Origin of the sequence: Dyella sp. LX-66 (genome assembly GCF_018599165.1) — a bacterium.
Taxonomy (GTDB): Bacteria; Pseudomonadota; Gammaproteobacteria; order Xanthomonadales; family Rhodanobacteraceae; genus Dyella_D; species Dyella_D marensis.
The window spans coordinates 76,881-99,179 of record NZ_JAHFVJ010000008.1; the positions used below are offsets into that span (position 1 = coordinate 76,881).

The window sequence follows — 22,299 nt, forward strand, 5'->3', positions numbered from 1 at the left end:
GGATGGCCCTGGCTCGGACAGGAGCAGGGTTTATGGGGTTCCCCAGGGGCCGCTTGCAAGCGGGCCGGCGCGTTTTACCCCGCCCTCTTGTTCCAAATGAGATTCGCGCCACGGTGCCGTGTAGGTTGGGGTGAGCCGCAGGCGACTGCGAAGGCAGGATGCCGTAGCGAACATCCGCGTAGCGGATGGCCCGAAGGGCGGGCTGCTGATGCAGCCCGTAACCCCAACACCGCCGCCACGTTGGGGTTCGCCTGCGGCTCACCCCAACCTACGCCGCCATCAGGTGCTGCCGTTCGGCCGCGCCCGCTTGGCATAGAACTCCGCCACGAACTCCTCCAGCTTCCCGGCGGCGATCGCCTCGCGCAGCCCCGCCATCAGCCGCTGGTAGTGCCGCAGGTTGTGCATGGTGGCGAGCTGGCTGGCCAGGATCTCGTTGCAGCGGTCCAGGTGGCGCAGGTAGGCGCGGCTGAAGCCGCCGGCGCAGGCGTAGCAGTCGCAGCCTTCCTCGATCACCCGCGTGTCCATCGCGTACTTGGCATTGCGGATGCGCAAGGTGCCTTCGTCGGTGAACAAGAAGCCGTTGCGCGCGTTGCGGGTGGGCATCACGCAGTCGAACATGTCGATGCCGCGGCGCACCGCCTCGACGATGTCCTCCGGCCGGCCCACGCCCATCAGATAGCGCGGCTTGTCCTGCGGCAGCAGCGGCACGGTGAAGTCCAGCGTGTGGTTGCGCTCGGCCTCCGGCTCGCCCACCGCCAGGCCGCCCACGGCATAGCCGTCGAAGCCGATGCCGACCAGGCCCTCGGCGGAGCGGCGGCGCAGGTTCTCGTACACGCTGCCCTGCACGATGCCGAACAGCGAATTGGGGTTGTGCAGATCGTCGAAGGCGCGGCGCGAGCGCTCGGCCCAGCGCAGGCTCAGCTCCATCGAAGTCGATGCCACCTTCTCGGTGGCCGGATACGGCGTGCACTCGTCGAAGATCATCACCACGTCCGAATCCAGCGTCTTCTGAATACGCATGGATTCCTCGGGCGAGAGGAACACCTTCGAACCATCCACCGGCGAGGCGAAGGTCACGCCCTCTTCGGTGATCTTGCGCTTGTGCGCCAGCGAGAACACCTGGAAGCCGCCGGAGTCGGTGAGGATGGGCTTGTCCCAGCCGATAAAGCGGTGCAGCCCGCCGAACTGCTCCACGATCTCCAGCCCCGGCCGCAGATACAGATGGAAGGTGTTGCCCAGGATGATCTCGGCGCCGATCTCCACGATGTCGCGCGGCGTCATCGCCTTGACCGAGCCATAGGTGCCCACCGGCATGAAAGCCGGGGTTTCCACGGTGCCGCGGTCGAAAGTAAGCCGGCCACGCCGCGCCGCGCCGTCGGTGGCGGAGATGTCGAAACGGAGGGAAGTCATCGGGGGATTATCGCTGGTTTGGCCTCAAGCTCCCAATCAGGAGCCCTTCTCCCTCCGGGAGAAGGTGGCGGCAGCCGGATGAGGGTACGGGCGGAGCGGTGCGCCTCGCTCCGCCCGTACCCTCACCCCAACCCCTCTCCCAGAGGGAGAGGGGCTCAAGCTTCAGTGCGGGGGCAGGATCATCATCGCGTCCCCATACGAGAAGAACCGGTACCGCTGCGCCACCGCATGCCGGTACGCCTGCAGCACGAACTCCCGCCCCGCCAGCGCGGACACCAGCATCAGCAGGGTCGACTGCGGCAGGTGGAAGTTGGTGATCAGGCCGTCGATGCTGCTGAACTTGTAGCCGGGGAAGATGAAGATCTGCGTCTCGCCCGCGAACGGGCGCAGCTCGCCTTCGCGGCAGGCGCTCTCCAGCGCGCGCACCACGGTGGTGCCCACCGCGATCACCCGCCCGCCGCGCGCCCGCGTGCGGCGCACCTGCTCCACCAGGCCGGCGCCGACGTTGAGCCATTCGCGGTGCATCTGGTGGTCCTTGATGTCGTCCGCGCGCACCGGCTGGAAGGTGCCGGCGCCGACATGCAGGGTCACATAGCCGAATTCCACGCCCAGTTCGCGCAGCTGCGCCAGCATGGCCTCGTCGAAATGCAGGCCGGCGGTGGGCGCGGCCACCGCGCCGGGTTCGCGCGCGAACACCGTCTGGTAGCGCTCCAGGTCGCTGGCGTCGGCATGGCGCTCGATATACGGCGGCAGCGGCATCTCGCCCAGGCGGCGCAGCAGGCGTTCCAGCGGCTCGGGCGATTCGAAGCGCAGGCGGAAGAACTGGCCGTCGCGGCCCAGCACCACCGCGTGGCTGCCGTCGGCCAGCTCGATGCGGCCGCCCTCTTTCGGCTTCTTGCTCACGCCCAGCTGGGCAATCGCCTCGTGCGCGCCGGTGACGCGCTCGAGCAGGATCTCCACCGCGCCGCCACTTTCCTTGCGCCCGTACAGCCGCGCCGGCAGCACGCGGGTGTCGTTGAGAATCAGCAGGTCGCCCGCGCGCAGCAGCCCGGGCAGGTCGCGGAACATGCCGTCCTGCAACGACTGCGCCTGGGTGTCCAGCAGCAGCAGACGGCTGGCCGTGCGCTCCGGCAGCGGGGCCTGGGCGATCAGTTCGGGCGGCAGCTCGAAATCGAAATCTGACTTCTTCAACGGTGGGCTCGGCAGGGGCCGCGGGCGGCGGGAAACGCCGCATTATCCCGCAGCCCGGCCGCGCCGGCACGCTTCACGCGGTTCGGGCCGCCTTTTTACGTCGGCGCACGACGGCAAAACTGACGATGCCGATCACCAGCACCAGGCCGCCGGCAAGCAAGGGCACGTTATGCCGCAGCGCACGTTTGGCCTTCACCACATAAAGATGCCGCTGCATCACCCGCGCGCTGGCGAAATCCGGCTCCGGGCAGCTTTCGCCGAAGTTTTCGGCCCACGGCACGTACGGCCCCTGCTTCACATAGCGGTCGTATAGCGCCTTGGCCTTGAGCAACCGTTCCGGCACCACCGGCGGCGTGCCGTCGCCGTTGTCGCCGTAGTCCGGCGGGCCATCCAGCATCCAGCCGCTGGCCTTGCACAGCACCGCGGCGAAGGCCTGCGAGCGCGGCGGCAGCAGGTCGGCCGCGGCGGCGGCGCGGTCGGCGGCCAGATAGCGGTAATGGAAGCGGCGGTCCGGCTTGGGCACGGTGTCGGCGTAGCGCTGGCGCTCGCCGTCGGTGACGAAGGACTGCTTCAGATCGTCCGCGCCATGCCCGCTGCCGCCCTGGAAGCCGCCGCCCATGTCGTTGTAGTCCGGCCCCTGCTCGTAGCCGAACAGTTCCATGCCCAGCTCGCGCTGGATCGCCGCCGCGCGGTAGCGGGCCTCGGCTTTGCCGATATCGGTCCAGGCATGTTCGGCGTCGTGCAGGTCCCGGGCGAACTCGCGCGCCTTGGCGCGCAGGTCGTCCTTGCCGAAGCGCTCGTCGCCGCTGGCCGGGAGGTAGTTCTGCGCTTCGTCGTAGCGGCCGGCGCGCATCAGGCGGCGGGCCAGCGTCCAGCGCAGGTTGTCGCCGAACGGCGCCGAGCCGGGGTAGTAGCTCGGCACGGCGGAGCCTGCCTTGGCCGGGGCCGGCGGCGCCGAAGCCGGCACGCGCGCATCGACGAAGCTCTTCAGCTCGTCGATGGTGAGCACGCGCTCGGCCAGGTAAGTCACGTCGTTGCCGAAACCGATGCCGCTGGTTTCGTCGTCGGGATAGAACACGTTGCCGCTGCCGCCCACCGCGATCGCGGCGTCGTAGAGCCGGCCCATCGCCTCGACGTATTCGCCACGCGCCAGCGCCAGCACGCCCTGCTCGCCGACCAGCAGATGCGAGTTGTCTGGGTCAATGCTGGCCTTCGGATCGTTCGCTTTCGGGAAAGCCTTCACCGCTTCGGCATAGGCCGCGGTGGCCGCCGCCAGATCGCCCTTCTGCAGCGCCAGCTTGGCGCGCACCCAGCTCGACAGCGGGCCGGGCGCCTTGTCGACCAGCTTGGCGGCGAGGTCGTAGCGGCCGGCGCGATAAGCCAATGCGGCGAGGCGGTCGGCGCCTTCCACATGCTCCAGCCCGCGCTGCTCGATCGCCGCCACCAGTGCCACCAGGTTCGGGTTGGGCTTGGTGGTCATGCTCTTGCCGTCGGCCGCTTCGCTGACCACGTCGTCGACGCGCGCCAACGCATAGATCACCAGCAGGCGCTGCGAGAGCGGATGGTCGATCAAGGCGGCGGCGAGCGTGTCGTCGCGCAGCGCCGTGTTGGCCAGGATCGACAGCGACTGCACCGCGCTGCCCGAACCATGCCCGGCCTGCGCGGCATACAGCGTGATGGCGTGCTTCATATCGTCCGGCGCAAGACGCACGCCGCAGTCGTTGTCCGGCCCCGCGATCTCGTTCCAGCCGCAGCGCTTGCCGTCGACGAACAGATGCAGGCGCGCCTCTTCGCCGAAGCTGGACAGCGCCAGCCCCTGCGTGTCGCTGCCGCCGTCGAGCGCACGCGCGCGCGCCTGCTGGAAAGCCTTGGCCGCGGCCTCGCGCTCGCGCTTGAACGCGGCGGCATCGCCGGCCTGGTCGAGCGCGCGCTCGGCATGGATGCGGCCAAGCATGTAAGCCGCCCACACCGAGCGCAGCTTCGCCTGCTCCGGCGGCAGGGCCAGCACTTTCTCGAAACTGGCGACGGCCTGATCCATTCCCGGGCCGCTGGAAACCATGCAGTGCGCGGGGGCCGGTGCTGCGTCTTCGCCGGCCGCGGACGCGTCCTCGCTGGCTGCGCCGTGGCCTTCGCAGGCGCCCTGCGCGATCTCGAAATCCGCGGCACCCGCTGCGTACAGACGCAGATCCTCGGGCAGCCCCTTGCCCTTCTCGTAAACCTCGGCGCCGCTCTGCAACTGGCGCAGCTCAGCCAGCTGCTGCCACTGCGCCGGCGCCAGGCCCAGCCACTTGGCCATGGCCGCCGCGTCGTCGGCCTTGGGCGCCTCGCCCGAGTCGTCGTCCGGCAGCTTGTCGGTGGCCGGCAACAGACTGGCCGCCTCGAAGGCGAAGCTGTTCTGCGGCGTGGCCTTCAGGGTGAGCTCGCGATGATCCAGCAGCTGGCTGGGGAAATCCGGGCCGCAGGCCCATACCGTGGCGGCGGCGATGCCGGCGAGCAGGCCGGCGGCAATCCATTGGCGCTTGTACATCGGAACTCCGTCCCCTCAAGTAGACGGTGAATGATGCGGGGAAAGACGCCGCAGCGGAATAGCCGGATCAGGGCGCCAGCGCGGGTTGTTCCGAAACGCCGCCGCAGCGCGCCCAGCCGATCGCGCGCTGGTAATGCGCGCGCAGCCAGCCGTCGCGTCCGCGTCGCAAGAACGGGCGGCCATCGCGGCGATCCAGCACGTAGCCGTTGACGCCGTCGGCGATGCTGCAGGCCGCCGGCAGCTCGATGCGCGCCGGCAGGCGCGCGTCCACTTCGCCGTCGTTGCGCAGCACGACATCCGCCGCGCCCGGCGCGGCACCCGGCTGGAAGAACACCGCCAGCATTTCCTTCAGCGGCGCGCCAGCCATCACCGCGCGCCAGGTCGGCAGGCTCCAGGCGCGCGCATCCTGCACGGTGGGCAGGCGGAACCAGACGATGCCGGCCATGCCCTTGGGTGGGTCGCTGCGCAGCCCCGCCAGCAGCTTCGCCACATCCGCCGGCGCGGCGACCAGCTCGCTCGCTTCCATGCCACCGGCGAGCAGCGGCGTTTCGCTTTCGATGGCCACGACGCGGCCGTTCTCGTCCCAGGCCACGCGCGAGCCGTAGGTAGGCAGCGCGACGCGGAACGGCTTGCCGGCGCGCGCGGCGTAGCGGTCGATCCAGGCGCGGGCGAGCGCCGGATCGAACAGGCCGGCGCGCGGCGATTGCACGGCGTGGACTTGCAGCACCACTTCGTCGACCTGTGCCGTGACGTGTTCCAGCTGATCGGAGGCGAGCCACGCAGGCAAGGCGGTGATCGACAGCGGAGTCGTGCCGAGTGCGTGTTTCAGCCGCGCGAGAAATTCCGCGTATGCAGGAAGGCGCGCCGTGCCGCAGTCGTGGTCGATCTCGATGCCGACGAGCGGCACGCCGCTCCACGCAGCGCGCAGCGCCAGCGTCTGCGCCAGCAGCTTGTCGGCATCCCACTGCGGCAACTGCCCATCGATACGCACCACCAGCACCACCGGCCGCTGCGTTGCCGCGAGCGCGGCGCGATCGATCGTCACCGGCTGCAGCTCGCCGCGCGCATCGGTCTGCGCCGCAAGCACGCGCCATTCGCGAATCGCGTCGGCCGATTGCGCCAATGCGGAAGTAACGGCAGGGTTCCATTGGCGTTGCCAGACGTAGGCGTCGTGCTGCAGCGGCGCGGCTTGCCGGCAGGCGCCAAGCATGCCGGCGAGCAAGGCGGCGATCAGCCAGCGCGCTGCAGTTGTCCAACTCAAAAACATCGAACGTTCCTCACCATCGAACCAGCCTCCAACGCGACAAGCATGCGCGAAGCTGCCGACGCAAGAATGACGAACTATCAGATCGGATTTGCCCTACAGACAACACAAAGTTGCTCTGCTAGCTTGATCGATGCTGCCCGCGCGGTGTTTCGATGCGCTCCGCGGGCAGCCATGGCAACAATGCTGTGAGAAGCGCGGGCCAAGGGTGCTGGAACACCCCTGACCCGCTAACCATCACCAACTGTCTAGGGAGTCGATCATGGCTAAGCCAGATCATACGCTACTTGCACGCTCGCCGATCCCCCGGGCGACACCTCCGCCGGCTAATCGGGCTGTCCGCACTCTTCGCGGGCACGGTTGAAGAACCGCGGCCTAAGAGTTTTCGTAGGTAATGAATCCTAGCCGTGAAACCCGGCGCGTTGCCTCTTGCAACGGCGAAAGCGACTGAGGCCGTCATCCACTTCATCAATCAAGCCGCCCGGCGCCTGTGTTCCAGGTGGTCGGTAAGCCTCGAGTCCGTATGGTCGCGGCACGCCGTGCTGTCCGGCGGCGTGCCGTTCTCGGGACGAGGGCGGCGCATGGCAAGGAGTTGCTTATGGATATCTTTGGCGAAGCGTGGCTCACACGCCACGTGGAATATTTTTCGGATCCGGAGGCGGGGCCGGATGCGTTGTTGAACGATGCGACCGAGTGGCTGCATTACGCGCATAACGCGATTCGGTTGTTGGCGGAATTTGTTGACGAGCGCGGCAGTGTCAATGCGCAGCGCTTGCCGGTGATGCTGGAAAGCATCGCGGCGTTTATCGAAATGGGGACGCGCTGCGCGACGCAGGCGCATTTGCGGATGCAGTGGTTGCAGGTAAAGCACGAAACGACGCAACCCCCAGCGCAGGCGTAGGTTGGGGTGAGCCGGAGGCGAACCCCAACACCGGCACGCCGATACGCCACGCCATGTTGGGGTTCGCCGATGGCTCACCCCAACCTACACCACACGTTACCAAGCAGGACGAAAACCAAACGTAGGTTGGGGTGAGCCGGAGGCGAACCCCAACACCGGCACATCGACGCGCCACGCAGTGTTGGGGTTCGCCGATGGCTCACCCCAACCTACGCCGATCTGGCGATCGGCTCTTACCCCTTCACACACAACACCTGCCGCAACGTATGCACCACCTCCACCAGGTCGATCTGCGCGGCCATCACCGCGTCGATCGACTTGTACGCCGCCGGCGATTCGTCGAGCACGCCGGAGTCCTTGCGGCATTCCACGTGCGCGGTGGCCTCGCGGTGCTGGGCCAGCGTGATGCTCTGCTTGGCCATGCCGCGGCTCATCACGCGGCCGGCGCCGTGGCTGCAGCTGTGGAAGCTATCCGCGTTGCCCTTGCCGCGCACGATGTAGCTCTTGGTGCCCATGCTGCCGGGGATGATGCCCAGCTCGCCCGCGCGTGCGCTGACCGCGCCCTTGCGGGTGACCAGCAGCGATTCGCCGAAGTGCGTCTCGCGCTGCACATAGTTGTGGTGGCAGTTCACCGCCTGCTTGTCGAGCTGGAACTTCGGCAAGCGGTGGCGCAGTTCGTTCAGCACCCGCGCCATCATCGCTTCGCGGTTGTGGCGGGCGTAGTCCTGCGCCCAGGACACCGCTTCCACGTAGTCGTCGAACAGCGGCTCGCCTTCCATGAAGAAGGCCAGGTCGCGGTCCGGCAGGTGGAAGCCCAGCACGCGATGCGCCAGCTGTTCGCGCGCCCGCTCGATAAAGTAGGTGCCGATCAGGTTGCCGGTGCCGCGCGAACCGGAGTGCAGCATCACCCACACGCGCTCCTCTTCGTCCAGGCACAGCTCGATGAAGTGATTGCCGCCGCCCAGCGTGCCCATCTGCCGCTCGATCTTGTCGGTGCGGATCTTGCGGTGCTTGGCCTTGATCAGCTCCAGCCGCTGCGCCAGCCCCGACTGCACCAGCCGCGTGCCGATGCCGTCCGGGATCCTGCGGTGCTCGCCATTGCCTACCGGCACGCCGCGCTCGATGCTCGAACGCAACTGGGCCAGGCTGTCCGGCAGATCCGCCGCGCGCAGCGTGGTGCGCACCGCGGCCATGCCGCAGCCGATGTCCACGCCGACCGCGGCCGGGATGATGGCGCCGCGCGTCGGCACCACCGAACCCACCGTGGCGCCCTTGCCCAGATGCACGTCGGGCATTACCGCCACCCACGGGCCGACGAACGGCAGGGCCGCGATATTGCGCAGCTGCGCCTGCGCCTGCGCTTCCAGCGGCACGCCGTCGACCCAGCCCTTGATCGGCTTGGCGCCTTCGGCGTGCAGTAATTGATATGAAGTTCCGGTACTCATGCTTGTCGCTCCTAAAGGGCCGCTGCGGCGATTCCTTCCGCCGCACCGGCTGTTTTACTCCTTGAGGGTCACCAGCTGTTTCAGCACACCATCCAGGCCGCCGAACACGGTCAGCTTGTCGATCTTCTCGGTGACCTTCTCCAGCGCCTCCAGTTCTTTCAGGCGCATCAACACCGGGCTTTCCTCGATCAGCCTGGCGGTGTTGAGCAGGGAACGCGTGGCGTTCGCCTCCTCGCGGCGGCGGATCACGTTGGCCTGGGCCGCCTTCTCCGCCTGCACCACGCTGTTGAGGATGTCCTTCATCTCGCCCGGCAGGATCACGTCCTTGATGCCGACGCCCAGCACTTCCACGCCCAGCTCGGCCACGCGGCTGTACACATAGGCGAAGATGTCGGCGTCGAGCGAGGCCTTGTCGCCGAGCAGCTCGTCCAGCGTCTTGGACGACACCGCCTTGCGCAGCCCGTACTGCAGCTCGCGGTAGATGTAGTCGCTGTACTTGGCCACCTTGGTACGCGCGGCGACCGGGTCGGTCACGCGCAGGCTGGCGGCCAGGTTCACGCGCAGGCTCACCTTGTCGCGGGTCAGCAGTTCCTGGCCCGACACTTCCAGCGACTGCACGCGCAGTTCGATCACCTCGGCGGCCACGTTCTTCCTGAACTGCCAGAACGCGTAGCTGCCCGGCGCCAGCGTGCGCACCAGCTTGCCGTCCAGGAACAACAGGCCCGCCGATTCCGCCGGCACCTCCACCACCAGGGCGATTTTCGACAGCACGCCGAGCTGGCGCAGGCGGTTGGCCACGTCGGCCGGAACCTCCAGCGTGCCGGCCAGCGGCAGCAGGCGCAGTTCGACCGGCACCAGCTCTTTCCAGTACAGCTTGCGGGTACCCGGCGCGAGCACGTCTTCCAGCTTGCCGTTCTTCAGCACCAGACCGACCTGGTCCACGCCGACGTCGGCGATCAGGAAGCGCGGCGCCAGCCGCGTATCCATCCCCGCCATCAGCACCTCGGCATCGCTGCCGGCGTAGTCGGCCCGCGCGACGTTGTGCAGCACCACCGCTACACGGTTGAGTGGATCGAAACAGCGGTACAGGCCCGGGGCGAGCACGCGCTGCAGTCGACGGTTGCGGTACAGCAAACAGCGCTCGCCGTCGCCGACCACGATTTGCTTGATCCAGAACATGGGAATGACTCCTTTATCCCTTAATGCGGGCCGCCTTTAATTAATGCCTTTCGCACGGACGGACCGGGGCGCGCGAAAATCCTGTTTGATAATCCGCGGGGCGTAGAAACCCCTCCCTCGCGGGATAATCGGCCACAAACCCTTTCATGGCCGATTTCATTCATAGGGTGGAAGCACCCCTGGCGCTGGCGACGCGGGACCGTCGCGCCTCCCTCGGGGCGACGGACACCGTCCGCGGCACGGCGAACCGGCCGCTTGCCGGCGGACGTCGGCCTGTGATCGGGACGACGGTCCGGCGTGGCTGGCGCTGCGGCGTCGATGGCTCATCGTCCTTGATGAAACCATCCGCGCCGCGCGGGGCGCTTCCTGGTGAGGGAGCTTGCGCTCCCGTGGTTTTGGAGCGGGATTCGAACCCGCGACTACCGACATCTGATGTCAGTGCTCTATCCCGACTGAGCTATCCAAATCAGCGACGTACCGGATTCGAACCGGTGTCACATGGCAACCGAAGCCACTGCTCTACCCGACTGAGCTAACGTCTTTGCGAAACACCGAACGTGCAGGCCCGGCATACGCTGCCGGCATAGCCGCGCGCACCGGACGGGGCTTGGAACCCGTACCGCTGGAGCCTGTCGTGGCGATGCTTCGTATGGCCGGCTGTCGCCAACCGGTCATGCGTGTGGGTGCCATGCACCCGAATGCTGTTGAGACCTTGCCGATCACCCGTCCGCCCGTGCCGAAGCATCAAGGCACAGCGCATCCTAAGCGCCGCTCGCGGTCGCCCCTGCCTCGGCCGGGGCGCGGCCGGATGCTTCAGGGCGGAAGTGGTCTTCCGATGATCAGTGCCGTCATCACCTTTCGGTGCATGAACGCTTCCTTGCGAACGCCCAAAACAAAACGCCCCCGGGTGTGGACCCGAGGGCGTTCGCCTTGCCTCGGGAGATCGGGGTGACCGATCTCCGCGCAAGCGTGAGATCAGTCGGTGTGGATGAAACGGTCTTCCTTCGCCCGCACGCACGGCAGCGCGTCGCGGCTATCGCGCGAGGGCAGCGGGTGGTGGGTGACGTGGAACGACATGGTTTGATCCTGGCCTTTTCAGTTAATGCTTATCGCCGGTATTGGCGAGGCGCGAACATTACGCGAGCACGATTATTCGCGCAAGCATTTTTTTAACGCGTACGAATAATTCTTACAGCCAGCCTTTCTGGCGCGCGAGGCGATACGCCTCGATGCGATTGGCCACGCCTAATTTGCCGATCGCTTCGGAAAGATAATTGCGCACCGTGCCGTGCGAGAGATTCAACTGCGCGGCGATCTCGCTCGCCGACTGCCCCTCGCCTGCCAGGCGCAGCACCTGCCGCTCGCGGTCGTTCAAGGGATCGGCTTCGGACCATGCCTCCAGCGCGAGCTGCGGATCGATCGCGCGGCCGCCGCGGTGAACCATGCGCAGCGCCTCGGCGAGATTCTCCGCCGGCGCATCCTTCAGCAGATAACCCGACACGCCCGCATCCAGGGCGCGGCGCAAAAAACCTGGGCGCGCGAAGGTGGTCACGATGATCACCTTCATCGGCAGCTCGTGGCGCTGGATGCGCTGCGCCAGTTCCAGCCCGGTGATGCCGGGCATTTCGATATCGGTGACCAGCACGTCGGGCTTCAGCCGCTGCACTTCGCGCCACGCGGCCTCGCCGTCCGCGGCGGAACCGAGCACCTCGATATCCGATTCCAGATTCAGCAGCGCCGTCAGCGCGCCGCGCACCATCGCCTGGTCCTCGGCCAGCAGCACGCGGATCATGCGGCGCCCTCCGGCAGGCTCTGCGGTGCGGTAGCGGCGACTTTGGCGAGCGGCACGCCGATGCGCAGCGTGGTGCCGTGACGCTTGGGCGAGTCGATCTCCAGGCTGCCGCCCAGGGCCCGCACGCGCTCGCGCATGCCGCTGACGCCGTTGCCGTGCGCGGCGAGTCCGCCGCAACCGTTGTCGCTGATGTGCATCTGGAACCTTGCCTTGTCGTGGACGAAACGCACGCTCGCCGCGGTGGCGCGGGCGTGCCGATGGATATTGGTGACCGCTTCGCGCAGCACCAGGGACAGCGGCGCTTCGATGGCCGGAGGCAGCGCGATGCCTTCCGGCCACTCGCCTTCGAAGCTGACGCCGGAGGCTTCCAGCATCAGCCGCGCGGAAATGATTTCCGAGGCCAGGTCGCTGCGGCGCATGCCGGTGACGGCGGCGCGCACTTCGGCCAGCGCGTGGCGCGCGACCCGCTCCACCTCGCTCATTTCCTGCTGCGCGCGCGGCGGATCTTCCAGCGCCAGGCGCCGCGCCAGCTCGGACTTGATCGCCACCAGCGACAAGGTATGGCCGAGCAGGTCGTGCAGGTCGCGGCCGATGCGTTCGCGCTCGGCCAGGGTGGCCAGGCGGCGTACTTCGATCTGCGACAGGCGCAGGTCGCCGTCCTTGCGCAGATTGTTGATGTAGTGAAAGTTGCTGAGGCCGCCGAGCACGCCGGCCACCACCACCACCAGCATGATCCACAGCGGCGCATCCACCCACAGCCACGCCATCGCCATGGACGCCAGGGTCAGCAGCACGACGCCGCGCAGCCACTGGCGGAAGTTCGGCGTGGCCGACAAGGCCGTGCAGGCGGTGATCACGTAGCCGAAGCCCATCGGATTGATCATCCAAAGGCCCAGCCCCATGGTCGCCATGCCGGCCACGTACCAGCGCAGGCGCTGCGGCGGCCCGAAATACACGTGCAGGTGCAGATAAACAAAGACCAGCACGCTCAGCAGCGTCGGCGCGAACCACGACCAGGCGAAGCCCTGGAGACCCAGCGGGATCAGCGGCAGCAGCACGATCCACGCCGCCTGGCCCAGCGCCGAGCGCGCCACGAACACCGGCGAGCGCAGCTGCACGTACAGCGAATCCGGCGCGGGCTTGAACGGCAGGCGCATCACACGCGCGTCGGTTGGCGCGGCGCCGATTCGGGCGCGGCGGTCGGCAGCAGCTTCGGCTGCGGCAAGGGCACGGTGACCAGCAGCACGGTGCCGCGCCCGCGCGGCGATTCGATGGTCAGGTGTCCGGCCAGCGCGCGCACGCGCTCGCGCATGCCGCACAGGCCGTTGCCGTCTTCGCCCACGCCGCCGCGGCCGTCGTCGCTCACGCGCAGGCGCAAGGTGTAGGCATCGCGCTCGAACTCGATCCGCGCCTTGCTCGCATGCGCATGGCGGGCGATGTTGGTGGCGGCCTCGCGCAGGATCAGCGACAGGCCGCGCTCGATCTCCGTCGGCAGGTCGGCCGGCGGCGCCACGTAGTCCAGGTGCACGCGGGAGGATTCCAGCAGCAGGCGCGCCGAGGCCAGTTCCGCGGCCAGGTCGGTGGCGCGGATGCCGGTCACCGCCGAACGCACTTCGGCCAGGGCATGGCGCGCGACGCGCTCGGCTTCGGCCACTTCGCGCTTGGCCGCCTCCGCATCGCGGTCGAACAGCTTGCGCGACAGCTCCAGCTTCAGCGTGATCAGCGAAAGCGTATGCCCGAGCAGGTCGTGCAGGTCGCGGCCGATGCGCTCGCGCTCGGCGGTGGCGGCCAGGCGGCGCACTTCTTCCTGCGACAGCTTCAGCGCCGCGTCCTTCTCGTGCGCGATGCGTTCGACGTGGGTGATGACGGCGATGATGATGGTCATGCACGGCACCGACACCAGCGCCTGCCACGGATAACCCACCTTGCCCGCCACGGCGACATAGACCACGTTCACCAGCATCAGGCGCAGCAGCAGCGGCCCCACCCGCTTGGCGCTGGCCATGCTGTACGACACGCAGCCGTAGATGAAATACGCCATGCCGCTGGGGTACCACGGCGCCAGCGCGATGCTCATCGCCACCAGCCCGAGCGCGTAGCGCGGGGCGACCCGGCGCGAGGCGAGCATCGACTTGGCGAACATCAGCAGGAACAGCGGATACGACAACACGGTCAGCAGCACCCACTGCAGGTCGTAGTGGCTGCCCATGGCCGGCGTGATGAACACCCACACCGACCACAGCAGGTGGACGCCCTCGGCCCACACCGACTTGCCCTGGCGCTGGATCGAGGCGACACGCGAATCCGGCGCCGGCGTCAGCCAGGAGCGGAGCAGTTGGAGCATGGCGGTGACCCTCCCCACAGGTCGCGTGACAACGAACGTCTTCATGGCGTGCGGCTGCGCAACCGGCGGTTGCGCAGCCCTTTGCATGCTACTTCAACCGTGGCGCCGCAGGCGGCGCACGGCGATGGCCAGGAACACCGCCGAGAAGGCCGCCAGCGCCGCCACGTGCGGCCACGCCGGCTCCTGCCCCAGCCCCACCACGTTCAGCGCGATCTGGTTGAGGTGATACGGCGGCAGCACCAGCGCGATCTGCTGCACCGCCTTGGGCATCAGCGACAGCGGGAACCACAGGCCCGACATGAAAGCCATCGGCAGGTAAATCAGGTTGACGATGCCAGGCCCGCCGGTGCCCTTGATGAACATGCCCAGCATCAGGCCCATCGCGCAGAACGGCAGCGCGCCGAACAGGTTGGTGGCGAACAGCCCGGCCATCTGCGTCGCCGACAGCTGCACGTGGGCAACCAGCGTGGCCAGCAGCACCAGGATGCAGGACACCACCGCCGCCGCGAAGATCGACATCACCACCTTGCCCAGCAGATACGCGCCCGGCGGCATCGGCAAGGCGCGCTTCAAGGTCAGCAGCCCGTTGTCGCGCTCCATCGACAAGGCCACGCCGAAACCGAACAGGCCCGGCGACATCACGCCGAAGGTGCCATACGCGGCGAGCAGGTAGCGCGGCGCATCGGGACCGTTGGCGCGGCCGATCAGAATGCCGAACATCAGGTAGAACGCGGTGGGCAGGATCAGGGTCGGGATCATGAAGCCCGGGTTGCGCAGATAGCGCAGGCATTCGGCGCGCGCTTCCTGCAGGTAGGCGCCGAGTACTCGGCTGAAGCCCATCTCGCGCGTAGCGGATGCGGCAGGCATGGCGGAAGAGACGGCGTTCATCAGGCGGCCTCGCGGGTGTCTTCGGTGGGCGCCTCGGCGGCGCGAGTCAGTTCGGTAAAGGCTTCGGCCAGGCCGGCGCGCTGGACTTCCAGTTCGCCCAGCTGCGCGTCGGCATCGAGCAGGCGGCGCACCACGAGCTCCGCGCTGTCGGTGGACAGCCACAGGCGCTCGCCCTCGTCGCGCGCTTCGGCCACTTCCGGCCAGGCGGCGACGTCGGCGGCGCGCAGGCGGGTGATGCAGCGGATGCGCTTGAGCGCCACGCGTGCGCGCAGGTCGTCCACGCTGCCTTCGCTCAGCACGCGTCCGCGCGCCATCACGCAGACGCGGCTGGCCAGCGCTTCGGCTTCTTCCAGGTAATGCGTGGTGAGCACCACGCCGGCGCCTTCGGCGACCAGGTGGCGCACCGCGGTCCACAGCTTCTGGCGCGCTTCCAGGTCCATGCCGACGGTGGGTTCGTCCAGGAACAGCAGCTCCGGGCGTCCGCACAGTGCGAGGGCGAACTGCACGCGCCGCTGCTGTCCGCCCGAAAGCGCGGCGTAAGGACGCTTCAGCAGGTCGCTGACGCCGGCCAGTTCCGCCGTTTCGCGCAGGTCGCGCGGTGCCGGGTAGTAGCTGCCGGTCAGCCGCAGCAGTTCGCCGACGCGCAAGGTGGGCGGCAGCGCCGCGCTCTGCAGCATCACGCCGATGCGGCGGCGCGCCACGAGCTGCTGCGGATCTTCGCCGAACAGTTCGACGCGGCCCGCATCGGGCCGCACCAGGCCGAGCAGCATCGAAATGGTGGTGCTTTTGCCGGCGCCGTTGGGGCCGAGCAGCGCGAAAATTTCGCCGCGATGCAGCATCAGATCCAGGCCGTCGACGGCGGTGTGATTGCCGTAGCGTTTCACCACGGACGACAGACGTGCGATGGGTGAAGCATTCGTGTTCATGGGTCTCCCTCCTTTGCCCAGAATGCTAGGCATCGCAAGGGCTCGCGGGCATTCGCCAACGTCAGCCCGTGCACGTGACAGCCGTCATCCGGCCCCTCCCCCCGGGGTTACGGCGCTGACGAAGGCGGGTTATCCTCGGTGAATCGCCGACGCAGAAACATGCGCGGCGCGCACGACTGAGCGGGAGCTTCCGATCGTCACACGATGATCGTCATCGGCTCCCGCCAAAGCATTCATCGCGATGTTGGCAGGAGGCGCCATCCCCACGGCGCCTGCGTACCTTGAGGAGGAACCATCATGGGTGTGATCGATCAGCTGCGCGAATTGCGCGATTTCGGCGGCGCGCCGCAGACCACTGGCCTGGACGACGCCACCGTCGAACGCTTCGCCGCCAGCCACCCCGAACTGGCGCAGGCCATCGGCGAAGCGCTCGAACAGCATCGCGCGCTGCGCGCGGACCTGAGCGACTTCCTCAAGCTCGATGAAGCCGAGCAGCTGCACGTGGCGCAGGCGGGCTTCGTCAATTTCTATCCCGACGACGGCATCAACCGTTATCTGCCCGCCGCCGCGCGCGGCCCGTGGGTGGTCACGCTGAAGGGCGCGGTGATCCACGACAACGGCGGCTACGGCATGCTCGGTTTCGGCCACAACAACGAGGCGATCCGCACGGCGATGAGCCGTCCGCAGGTGATGGCCAACGTGATGACGCCGAACGTCTCGCAGATGCGCTTTGCCAAGGCGCTGGACCGCGAGCTCGGCCGCAATCGCGGCGGCAATCCGTACGCGCGCTATCTGTGCCTGAACTCCGGTTCCGAATCGGTTTCGCTGGCCTGCCGCATCGCCGACGTCAACGCCAAGGCGATGACCGAGCCGGGCGCGCGCTATGCCGGGCGCACCATCAAGCGCCTCGCGGTGAAGGGCGCCTTCCACGGCCGCACCGAAAAACCCGCGCTGTATTCGGATTCCACGCGCAAGACCTACCAGCAGCACCTGGCCAGCTATCGCCACGAGGACACCCTGATCACGGTGGCGCCGTACGACGTGGCGCAGCTGGAAGCCGCGTTCGCCGATGCCGACCGCCACGGCTGGTTTATCGAGGCGATGTTCCTGGAACCGGTGATGGGCGAAGGCGATCCCGGCCGCGCCGTGACGCCGGAGTTCTACAAGGCCGCGCGCGAACTCACCGAAGCGCATGGCTCCATGCTGCTGATCGACTCGATCCAGGCCGGCCTGCGCGCGCATGGCGTGCTGTCGCTCACCGACTATCCCGGCTTCGAGAAGCTGCCGGCGCCGGACATGGAAACCTTCTCCAAGGCGCTCAACGCCGGCCAGTATCCGCTGTCGGTGCTGGCGGTGAACGAGCGCGCCGCCGGCCTGTACCGCAAGGGCATCTACGGCAACACCATGACCGCCAACCCGCGCGCGCTGGACGTTGCGCTGGCCACGCTGCACGAGCTCAACGACGAGGTGCGCGCCAACATCCGCGAGCGCGGCAAGGAATTCGTCGACAAGCTCAACGCGCTGAAGGGCGAGCTCGGCGGCCTGATCACCAAGGTGCAGGGCACCGGCCTGCTGTTCTCCTGCGAGCTGTCGGCGGAGTTCAAGTGCTACGGCGCGGGCTCGATCGAGGAATACATGCGCGAGCGCGGCGTCGGCGTGATCCACGGCGGCGTCAACTCGCTGCGCTTCACCCCGCACTTCAAGGTGACCAGCGCCGAGGTGGACCTGGTGGTCGCCCACGTGCGCCAGGCGCTGCAGCAGGGCCCGCGCAAGCTGAAGGCCGAAGCGGCCTGAGCTGCCGGATGAACGCCGGGCCGCGCGCCCGGCGTTCCCCCCTCTAGCCAAGCGCGGCAAGCGGCATAGACTTGCGCCCACCGGCGCTCGCCGGTTCATTCCAGGAGGGTACCCGCATGTTCTTGCGTTTCAGCCTGACCGCCGCCAGCCTCGCCCTGGCCCTCGCCGTTTCCGCCACCGCTTTCGCCGCCCCGCAGGCCAAGAAGGAACTGACCCCGCAGCAGCAGCGCATGGCCGACTGCAACAAGCAGGCGACCGGCAAGAAGGGCGACGAGCGCAAGGCCTTCATGAGCAGCTGCCTGAAGGGCGAAGCCGCCGCACCGGCGAAGATGACCCAGCAGGAAAAGATGAAGGCCTGCAATGCGGATACGAAAGCCAAGACCCTGAAGGGCGACGACCGCAAAAAGTTCATGAGCTCGTGTCTCAGCGGCAGCGCCGCGACGAGCCCCTAAGACTCTTTATAGGCCGCTCCCGCAGGGCCTGTCGCCGCAAGGCGCCGCTTCGCTGGAGCGGCGCCTTTGCTTTGATAGGGGCCGGCATTCCCCTGCGCCATAATCCCCGCATTCCGCCAAGCAGGACGCCCCATGAAGCTCGTCGAAGTCCGCCACCCGCTCATCCAGCACAAGCTCGGCCTGATGCGCCGCGCCGGCATCAGCACCAAGGAGTTCCGCGAACTCGCCTCCGAAGTCGCCGCCCTGCTCACCTACGAGGCGACCAAGGACCTGGAGACGGTAGACAAGCACATCGACGGCTGGGCGGGTCCGCTGACCGTGCACCAGATCAAGGGCAAGAAGATCACCATCGTGCCGATCCTGCGCGCAGGCCTGGGCATGCTCCCCGGCGTACTGGACCTGATCCCCGCAGCGAAGGTCAGCGTGGTAGGCCTGCAGCGCGACGAGGAAACCCTCAAGCCCATCGCCTACTACGAGAAACTGACCGGCCGCATGGACGAACGCATCGCCCTGATCGTCGACCCCATGCTCGCCACCGCCGGCACCCTGATCGCCACAGTCGACATGCTCAAAGCCGCCGGCTGCAAACGCATCAAGGGCCTGTTCCTGGTGGCCGCACCGGAAGGCCTGAAGCGCATCGAGGCCGCGCACCCCGACATCGAGATTTACACCGCCGCTATCGACGACCACCTCAACGAACACGGCTACATCCTCCCGGGCCTCGGCGATGCGGGCGACAAAATTTTCGGCACCAAGCAGCTGCCAGCGGGTTGATCGGAAAAGCGCAAACGCTTTTGCCCGATAAAAGTCCGGGCGAGCCCCGACCCCTCACCCTGCCCTCTCCCCGGCGGGGAGAGGGGTGATGTCGTGAGGTAGGCAGGAACGAAGAGCCAAAGCTGGCGTCGGTTCTTGAATGTCCTCTTCGCAACGGCACGTTGAAGAGCGCGTCACGTAAACGCTCCCTGGCCCGTGTCGACTCTGGTTAATCAAGTTACCGCGGCCGTCCACCGCTCCTTCTAGTCGCGTCGCGAGCCTTGGCTCTCAGGCCATTTCTTTTGGGTTACTTTTTCTTTGGGCCAGCAAAGAAAAAGTGACTCGGGCGCCGGCAGGCGTCCGAAATGCCCGCTGCATAAGCGGCCAGTCCGCGTCACCGCAAAAACCAGGCGTGGTCGCCACTGGATCCCGGCCTACGCCGGGATGACGAGCAAGAAGGGCGCCAGCCCCACCCCTCCCTACTGAGACCCCCATTAGCAATTCTGTCGCAATAAATTGCTATTTTCCCCGGAAGGATCCATCCGGATCCTTCAACAAGGGAGTGGGTCAATGGAAGCAAAGCACGCCCGGCGCGCCCTATGGGCCGCGTTGCTAGCAATCGCGTCGATCGCCACCGCCCAGGCGGCCGACCTCAGCATCAGCCAGTTCCGCGTCCGCGGCCCCGCTGGCGGCAATGACGAATTCGTCGAACTGTTCAACGCCGGCGCCACCGCGCTGGACGTCTCCGGCTACAAATTCAATGCGTCGAACGCGAGCGGCACCACCGGCACGCGCCTGACCCTCCCCAGCGGCACGTCGATCGCGCCGGGCTGCCACCTGCTGCTGACCAACAGCGCCAGCGGCGGCTACTCCGGCAGCGTCGCGGGCGACCTGAAATACAGCACCGGCGTCACCGACGACGGCGGCCTGGCCCTGCTCGACGCCAGCGGCCAGCTGGTCGACCAGGTCGGCCTCTCCGCCGGCTCCGCCTACAAGGCCGGCACGCCGCTGACCTCGCTGGGCAGCACCAATGCCGACAAGGGCTACGGCCGCAAGACCAATGGCGCCGGCCTGCCGCAGAACACCGGCGACAACCAGTCCGACTTCGCGGTGGTCACGCCCACCGCGCCGCACAACGCCGCCAGCGCCTGCGCGGTGATGAACCTGTCGCTGTCGATCGCCGACTCCAGCGCCACCGTGCACGGTGCCGCCAACGTCACCATGCCGTTCACCGTCACGCTCAACCAGCCGGCCCCGGCCGGCGGCGTGAGCGTGCATGCGGCGACCCAGGACGACAGCGCCACCGTCGCCGCGGGCGATTACGAAGCCGTCGACACCACGCTGAGCGTGGCCGAAGGCCAGACCCAGGCCAGCTTCAACGTGGTCGTGCACGGCCGCACCACCGGCTCGCCGGACAAGGCCTTCCTGGTCAAGCTCGACCAGGTCACCGGCGGCGCCACGCTGGCGCGCGACAGCGCGATCGGCGCGATCCTGTACGACATCCCGGTCGCCGCGGAAATCTGGCAGATCCAGGGCCGCGAACAGAGCTCGCCGCTGCTAGGCAAGTCGGTGATCACCACCGGCAACATCGTCACCGCGGTGGGCCCGGCCGGCTTCACCATGCAGACGCCGGACAACCGCGTGGATGCCGATCCGCTGACCTCCAACGGCGTGTACGTGTTCACCTCGTCCAAGCCGACGGTCGCCATCGGCGACGTGGTGAACGTCGATGCGAAGGTCGACAACTACTACCACCTGACGGAACTGAAGAACGCCACGGTCACGGTCACCGCGCATGGCGCGCGGCTGCCGAAGGCGGTGATCTTCGGTGCGCGCACGCCGTCGACCGATCCGAACCGGCTGTCCTGCGGCGCCACCAACTTCCAGTGCTTCGTCGGCATGCGCGTGGTGATCGAGGACGGCATGATCAACACGGGCAACAAGCGCTTCAGCACCGAGCCGTTCGCCGAGGTGAGCATCACCGCCAACGGCAAGCGCTCGCTGCGCCAGCCGGGGGTGCGCTTCAGCGTGCCGGTGCCGGCGGGCGTGGATCTGCCTAACTGGAGCGGCAATCCGGAAGTGTTCAAAATGAACACCGACGACTTCGGCGCCGTGCCGATCAACACCCCGTTCGTCGCCGGCACCACCTTCCGTGCCGAGGGCATCATCTCGTACGACTTCGGCGCCTATACCTTCATCCCGACCAAGATCGAAGTGAAGCGCGCCGCGCCGATGCCGCGCCCCGTGCTGCCGAAGCCGCCGTTCGCGCTGCGCATCGGCGCGTTCAACATGGAGCGTTTCTGCGACAGCGAGTTCAACACCACCTTCACCTGCAGCGGCGACAGCAAGGAGCCGACGCCGGATGAGGTGGCGCTGAAGACCCGCCGCCTGTCGGCCTATGTCGGCAGCGTGCTGAAGCTGCCGGACGTGCTGTCCACCGAAGAGGTGAAGAGCCTGGCCGTGCTGCAGGGTCTGGCCAAGCAGCTGGGCGACGACTATCCGGTGAAGTACGACGCCTACCTGCTGCCGGGCCATGACCCCAGCGGCATCAACGTCGGCTTCCTGGTGCGCGCCGACCGCGGCATTCGCGTGCAGTCGGTGCGCCAGCTCGGCGCGGACGAAACCTGGAACGACAACGGCAGCACCGCGTTCGTCCACGACCATCCGCCGCTGCTGCTGACGGCCGAAGTGCGCGGCATGCGCTTCCACGTGATCTCGGTGCATCCGAAGGCCCGCACCAATGTGGACAAGGACAACGCCACCGCCGTGCGCGACCGCCAGAAGCGCTACACCCAGTCGGTGTCGCTGGCCAAGCAGGTACAGGAGCTGCAGACCCGCTATCCCTCGCAGCCGCTGCTGGTGGTGGGCGACTTCAACGCCTACCAGTTCAGCGATGGCTGGGTGGACGTGGTCGGCCTGATCTCGGGCAAGTACAAGGACAGCGAGAACCAGCTGAAGCTGGGCCAGAACATCGTGCGCCCGGCGCTGTGGAACGCGGTGGAGTCGGTGCCGGAGAACGATCGCTACTCGTTCCTGTTCACCGAGAACTTCGGCGAGATCCAGGGCTATACGCAGGCCGGCAGCGGCAACTCCGGCCGCGAAGTGCCGACCGTGCAGGTGCTCGACCATGCCCTGCTGAACCGCGCCGCGCAGTTCCGCTTCCTGCACATGCAGTACGGCCGCGCCGACCTCGACGCGCCCGCGCAGACCGAAGCCGACGCCGCGAACGCCCCGGACTGGACCAAGGCGATCGGCGCCTCGGACCACGACGGCTTCGTGCTCGACCTGTTCGCGCCGGCGATGTTCGATCCGCACGGCGATCACGATCATGGGCATGACGACGACCATGGCCATGACGGCCACGGCAAACAGCACTGAAGATGTAGGTTGGGGTGAGCCACAGGCGAACCCCAACGATGCGATACGCGTGACG

General features: G+C 67.6%; 16 protein-coding genes and 1 tRNA gene. 5 read left to right on the plus strand and 12 right to left on the minus strand.

Translation table 11 applies throughout. The features are described 5' to 3' along the window. Positions 1–279: 279 nt before the first annotated feature. The 4 genes from tgt to KK141_RS16210 all read right to left on the minus strand — a co-directional run bounded on the left by tgt (position 280) and on the right by KK141_RS16210 (position 6,395). Positions 280–1,410, minus strand: a complete 1,131-nt coding sequence (tgt, locus tag KK141_RS16195) for a tRNA guanosine(34) transglycosylase Tgt (protein ID WP_214572181.1) — start codon at positions 1,408–1,410, stop codon at positions 280–282. A gap of 162 nt (positions 1,411–1,572) precedes the next feature. Next, entirely contained in the window at positions 1,573–2,601 is a 1,029-nt protein-coding gene (queA, locus tag KK141_RS16200; RefSeq protein ID WP_214572182.1) for a tRNA preQ1(34) S-adenosylmethionine ribosyltransferase-isomerase QueA, read from the minus strand. A gap of 73 nt (positions 2,602–2,674) precedes the next feature. Continuing rightward, positions 2,675–5,128 (minus strand): hypothetical protein, encoded by a 2,454-nt coding sequence (locus KK141_RS16205; protein WP_214572183.1) that lies wholly within the window; start codon positions 5,126–5,128, stop codon positions 2,675–2,677. Between the two features lie 67 nt (positions 5,129–5,195). After that, positions 5,196–6,395, minus strand: coding sequence for a DUF3142 domain-containing protein (locus KK141_RS16210; protein WP_214572184.1), 1,200 nt, complete (start codon positions 6,393–6,395; stop codon positions 5,196–5,198). A 595-nt stretch (positions 6,396–6,990) separates the two neighbouring features. Between KK141_RS16210 and KK141_RS16215 the strand changes: the two genes are divergently transcribed. Further along, a complete protein-coding gene (locus KK141_RS16215) occupies positions 6,991–7,293 on the plus strand; it encodes a hypothetical protein (RefSeq protein WP_214572185.1) in 303 nt (100 codons plus the stop codon). A 233-nt stretch (positions 7,294–7,526) separates the two neighbouring features. Here KK141_RS16215 and KK141_RS16220 read toward each other — a convergent pair whose 3' ends face one another. The 8 genes from KK141_RS16220 to KK141_RS16255 form a co-directional block, all read right to left on the minus strand. Further along, a complete protein-coding gene (locus KK141_RS16220; RefSeq protein WP_214572186.1) occupies positions 7,527–8,738 on the minus strand; it encodes an RtcB family protein in 1,212 nt (403 codons plus the stop codon). Positions 8,739–8,792: 54 nt separating this feature from the next. Continuing rightward, positions 8,793–9,917 (minus strand): slipin family protein, encoded by a 1,125-nt coding sequence (locus KK141_RS16225; RefSeq protein WP_214572187.1) that lies wholly within the window; start codon positions 9,915–9,917, stop codon positions 8,793–8,795. Positions 9,918–10,388: 471 nt separating this feature from the next. Then, a tRNA-Pro gene (locus KK141_RS16230) sits at positions 10,389–10,459 on the minus strand. A 647-nt stretch (positions 10,460–11,106) separates the two neighbouring features. Next, positions 11,107–11,709: a response regulator transcription factor gene (locus KK141_RS16235; protein ID WP_026635125.1), complete on the minus strand. Its 603-nt coding sequence runs from the start codon at positions 11,707–11,709 to the stop codon at positions 11,107–11,109. Then, complete coding sequence (locus KK141_RS16240; RefSeq protein WP_214572188.1) at positions 11,706–12,866, minus strand: sensor histidine kinase; 1,161 nt, start codon at positions 12,864–12,866, stop codon at positions 11,706–11,708. Before KK141_RS16240 ends, KK141_RS16235 begins: the two co-directional genes overlap by 4 nt. Beyond that, positions 12,866–14,053: a sensor histidine kinase gene (locus KK141_RS16245; protein ID WP_214572189.1), complete on the minus strand. Its 1,188-nt coding sequence runs from the start codon at positions 14,051–14,053 to the stop codon at positions 12,866–12,868. Before KK141_RS16245 ends, KK141_RS16240 begins: the two co-directional genes overlap by 1 nt. Positions 14,054–14,146: 93 nt before the next feature. Next, positions 14,147–14,941 carry an ABC transporter permease gene (locus tag KK141_RS16250; RefSeq protein ID WP_214572190.1) on the minus strand — a complete coding sequence of 265 codons (795 nt, stop codon included), beginning with the start codon at positions 14,939–14,941 and terminating at the stop codon, positions 14,147–14,149. Then, on the minus strand, positions 14,941–15,867 hold the full coding sequence (locus KK141_RS16255) for an ABC transporter ATP-binding protein (RefSeq protein WP_214572191.1): 927 nt from the start codon (positions 15,865–15,867) through the stop codon (positions 14,941–14,943). Before KK141_RS16255 ends, KK141_RS16250 begins: the two co-directional genes overlap by 1 nt. A gap of 297 nt (positions 15,868–16,164) precedes the next feature. Here KK141_RS16255 and KK141_RS16260 point away from each other — a divergent pair, with 297 nt between their 5' ends. From KK141_RS16260 to KK141_RS16275, 4 genes are all read left to right on the plus strand, one after another. Then, positions 16,165–17,661 (plus strand): aminotransferase class III-fold pyridoxal phosphate-dependent enzyme, encoded by a 1,497-nt coding sequence (locus tag KK141_RS16260; protein ID WP_214572192.1) that lies wholly within the window; start codon positions 16,165–16,167, stop codon positions 17,659–17,661. A 116-nt stretch (positions 17,662–17,777) separates the two neighbouring features. Beyond that, positions 17,778–18,113, plus strand: a complete 336-nt coding sequence (locus tag KK141_RS16265; RefSeq protein WP_214572193.1) for a PsiF family protein — start codon at positions 17,778–17,780, stop codon at positions 18,111–18,113. Positions 18,114–18,245: 132 nt separating this feature from the next. Further along, positions 18,246–18,887, plus strand: a complete 642-nt coding sequence (upp, locus tag KK141_RS16270) for a uracil phosphoribosyltransferase (protein ID WP_214572194.1) — start codon at positions 18,246–18,248, stop codon at positions 18,885–18,887. Positions 18,888–19,436: 549 nt separating this feature from the next. Then, positions 19,437–22,244, plus strand: a complete 2,808-nt coding sequence (locus KK141_RS16275; protein WP_214572195.1) for a lamin tail domain-containing protein — start codon at positions 19,437–19,439, stop codon at positions 22,242–22,244. The last annotated feature ends 55 nt before the right edge of the window (positions 22,245–22,299 follow it).

Excerpts from the sequence above, each read along its gene's own strand:
- tgt (WP_214572181.1), bottom strand. The coding sequence starts at position 1,410 with ATGACTTCCCTCCGTTTCGACATCTCCGCCACCGACGGCGCGGCGCGG.
- KK141_RS16205 (WP_214572183.1), bottom strand. The coding sequence starts at position 5,128 with ATGTACAAGCGCCAATGGATTGCCGCCGGCCTGCTCGCCGGCATCGCC.
- KK141_RS16210 (WP_214572184.1), bottom strand. The coding sequence starts at position 6,395 with ATGTTTTTGAGTTGGACAACTGCAGCGCGCTGGCTGATCGCCGCCTTG.
- KK141_RS16215 (WP_214572185.1), top strand. The coding sequence starts at position 6,991 with ATGGATATCTTTGGCGAAGCGTGGCTCACACGCCACGTGGAATATTTT.
- KK141_RS16220 (WP_214572186.1), bottom strand. The coding sequence starts at position 8,738 with ATGAGTACCGGAACTTCATATCAATTACTGCACGCCGAAGGCGCCAAG.
- KK141_RS16225 (WP_214572187.1), bottom strand. The coding sequence starts at position 9,917 with ATGTTCTGGATCAAGCAAATCGTGGTCGGCGACGGCGAGCGCTGTTTG.
- KK141_RS16235 (WP_026635125.1), bottom strand. The coding sequence starts at position 11,709 with ATGATCCGCGTGCTGCTGGCCGAGGACCAGGCGATGGTGCGCGGCGCG.
- KK141_RS16240 (WP_214572188.1), bottom strand. The coding sequence starts at position 12,866 with ATGCGCCTGCCGTTCAAGCCCGCGCCGGATTCGCTGTACGTGCAGCTG.
- KK141_RS16245 (WP_214572189.1), bottom strand. The coding sequence starts at position 14,053 with ATGCTCCAACTGCTCCGCTCCTGGCTGACGCCGGCGCCGGATTCGCGT.
- KK141_RS16250 (WP_214572190.1), bottom strand. The coding sequence starts at position 14,941 with ATGAACGCCGTCTCTTCCGCCATGCCTGCCGCATCCGCTACGCGCGAG.
- KK141_RS16255 (WP_214572191.1), bottom strand. The coding sequence starts at position 15,867 with ATGAACACGAATGCTTCACCCATCGCACGTCTGTCGTCCGTGGTGAAA.
- KK141_RS16260 (WP_214572192.1), top strand. The coding sequence starts at position 16,165 with ATGGGTGTGATCGATCAGCTGCGCGAATTGCGCGATTTCGGCGGCGCG.
- KK141_RS16265 (WP_214572193.1), top strand. The coding sequence starts at position 17,778 with ATGTTCTTGCGTTTCAGCCTGACCGCCGCCAGCCTCGCCCTGGCCCTC.
- upp (WP_214572194.1), top strand. The coding sequence starts at position 18,246 with ATGAAGCTCGTCGAAGTCCGCCACCCGCTCATCCAGCACAAGCTCGGC.
- KK141_RS16275 (WP_214572195.1), top strand. The coding sequence starts at position 19,437 with ATGGAAGCAAAGCACGCCCGGCGCGCCCTATGGGCCGCGTTGCTAGCA.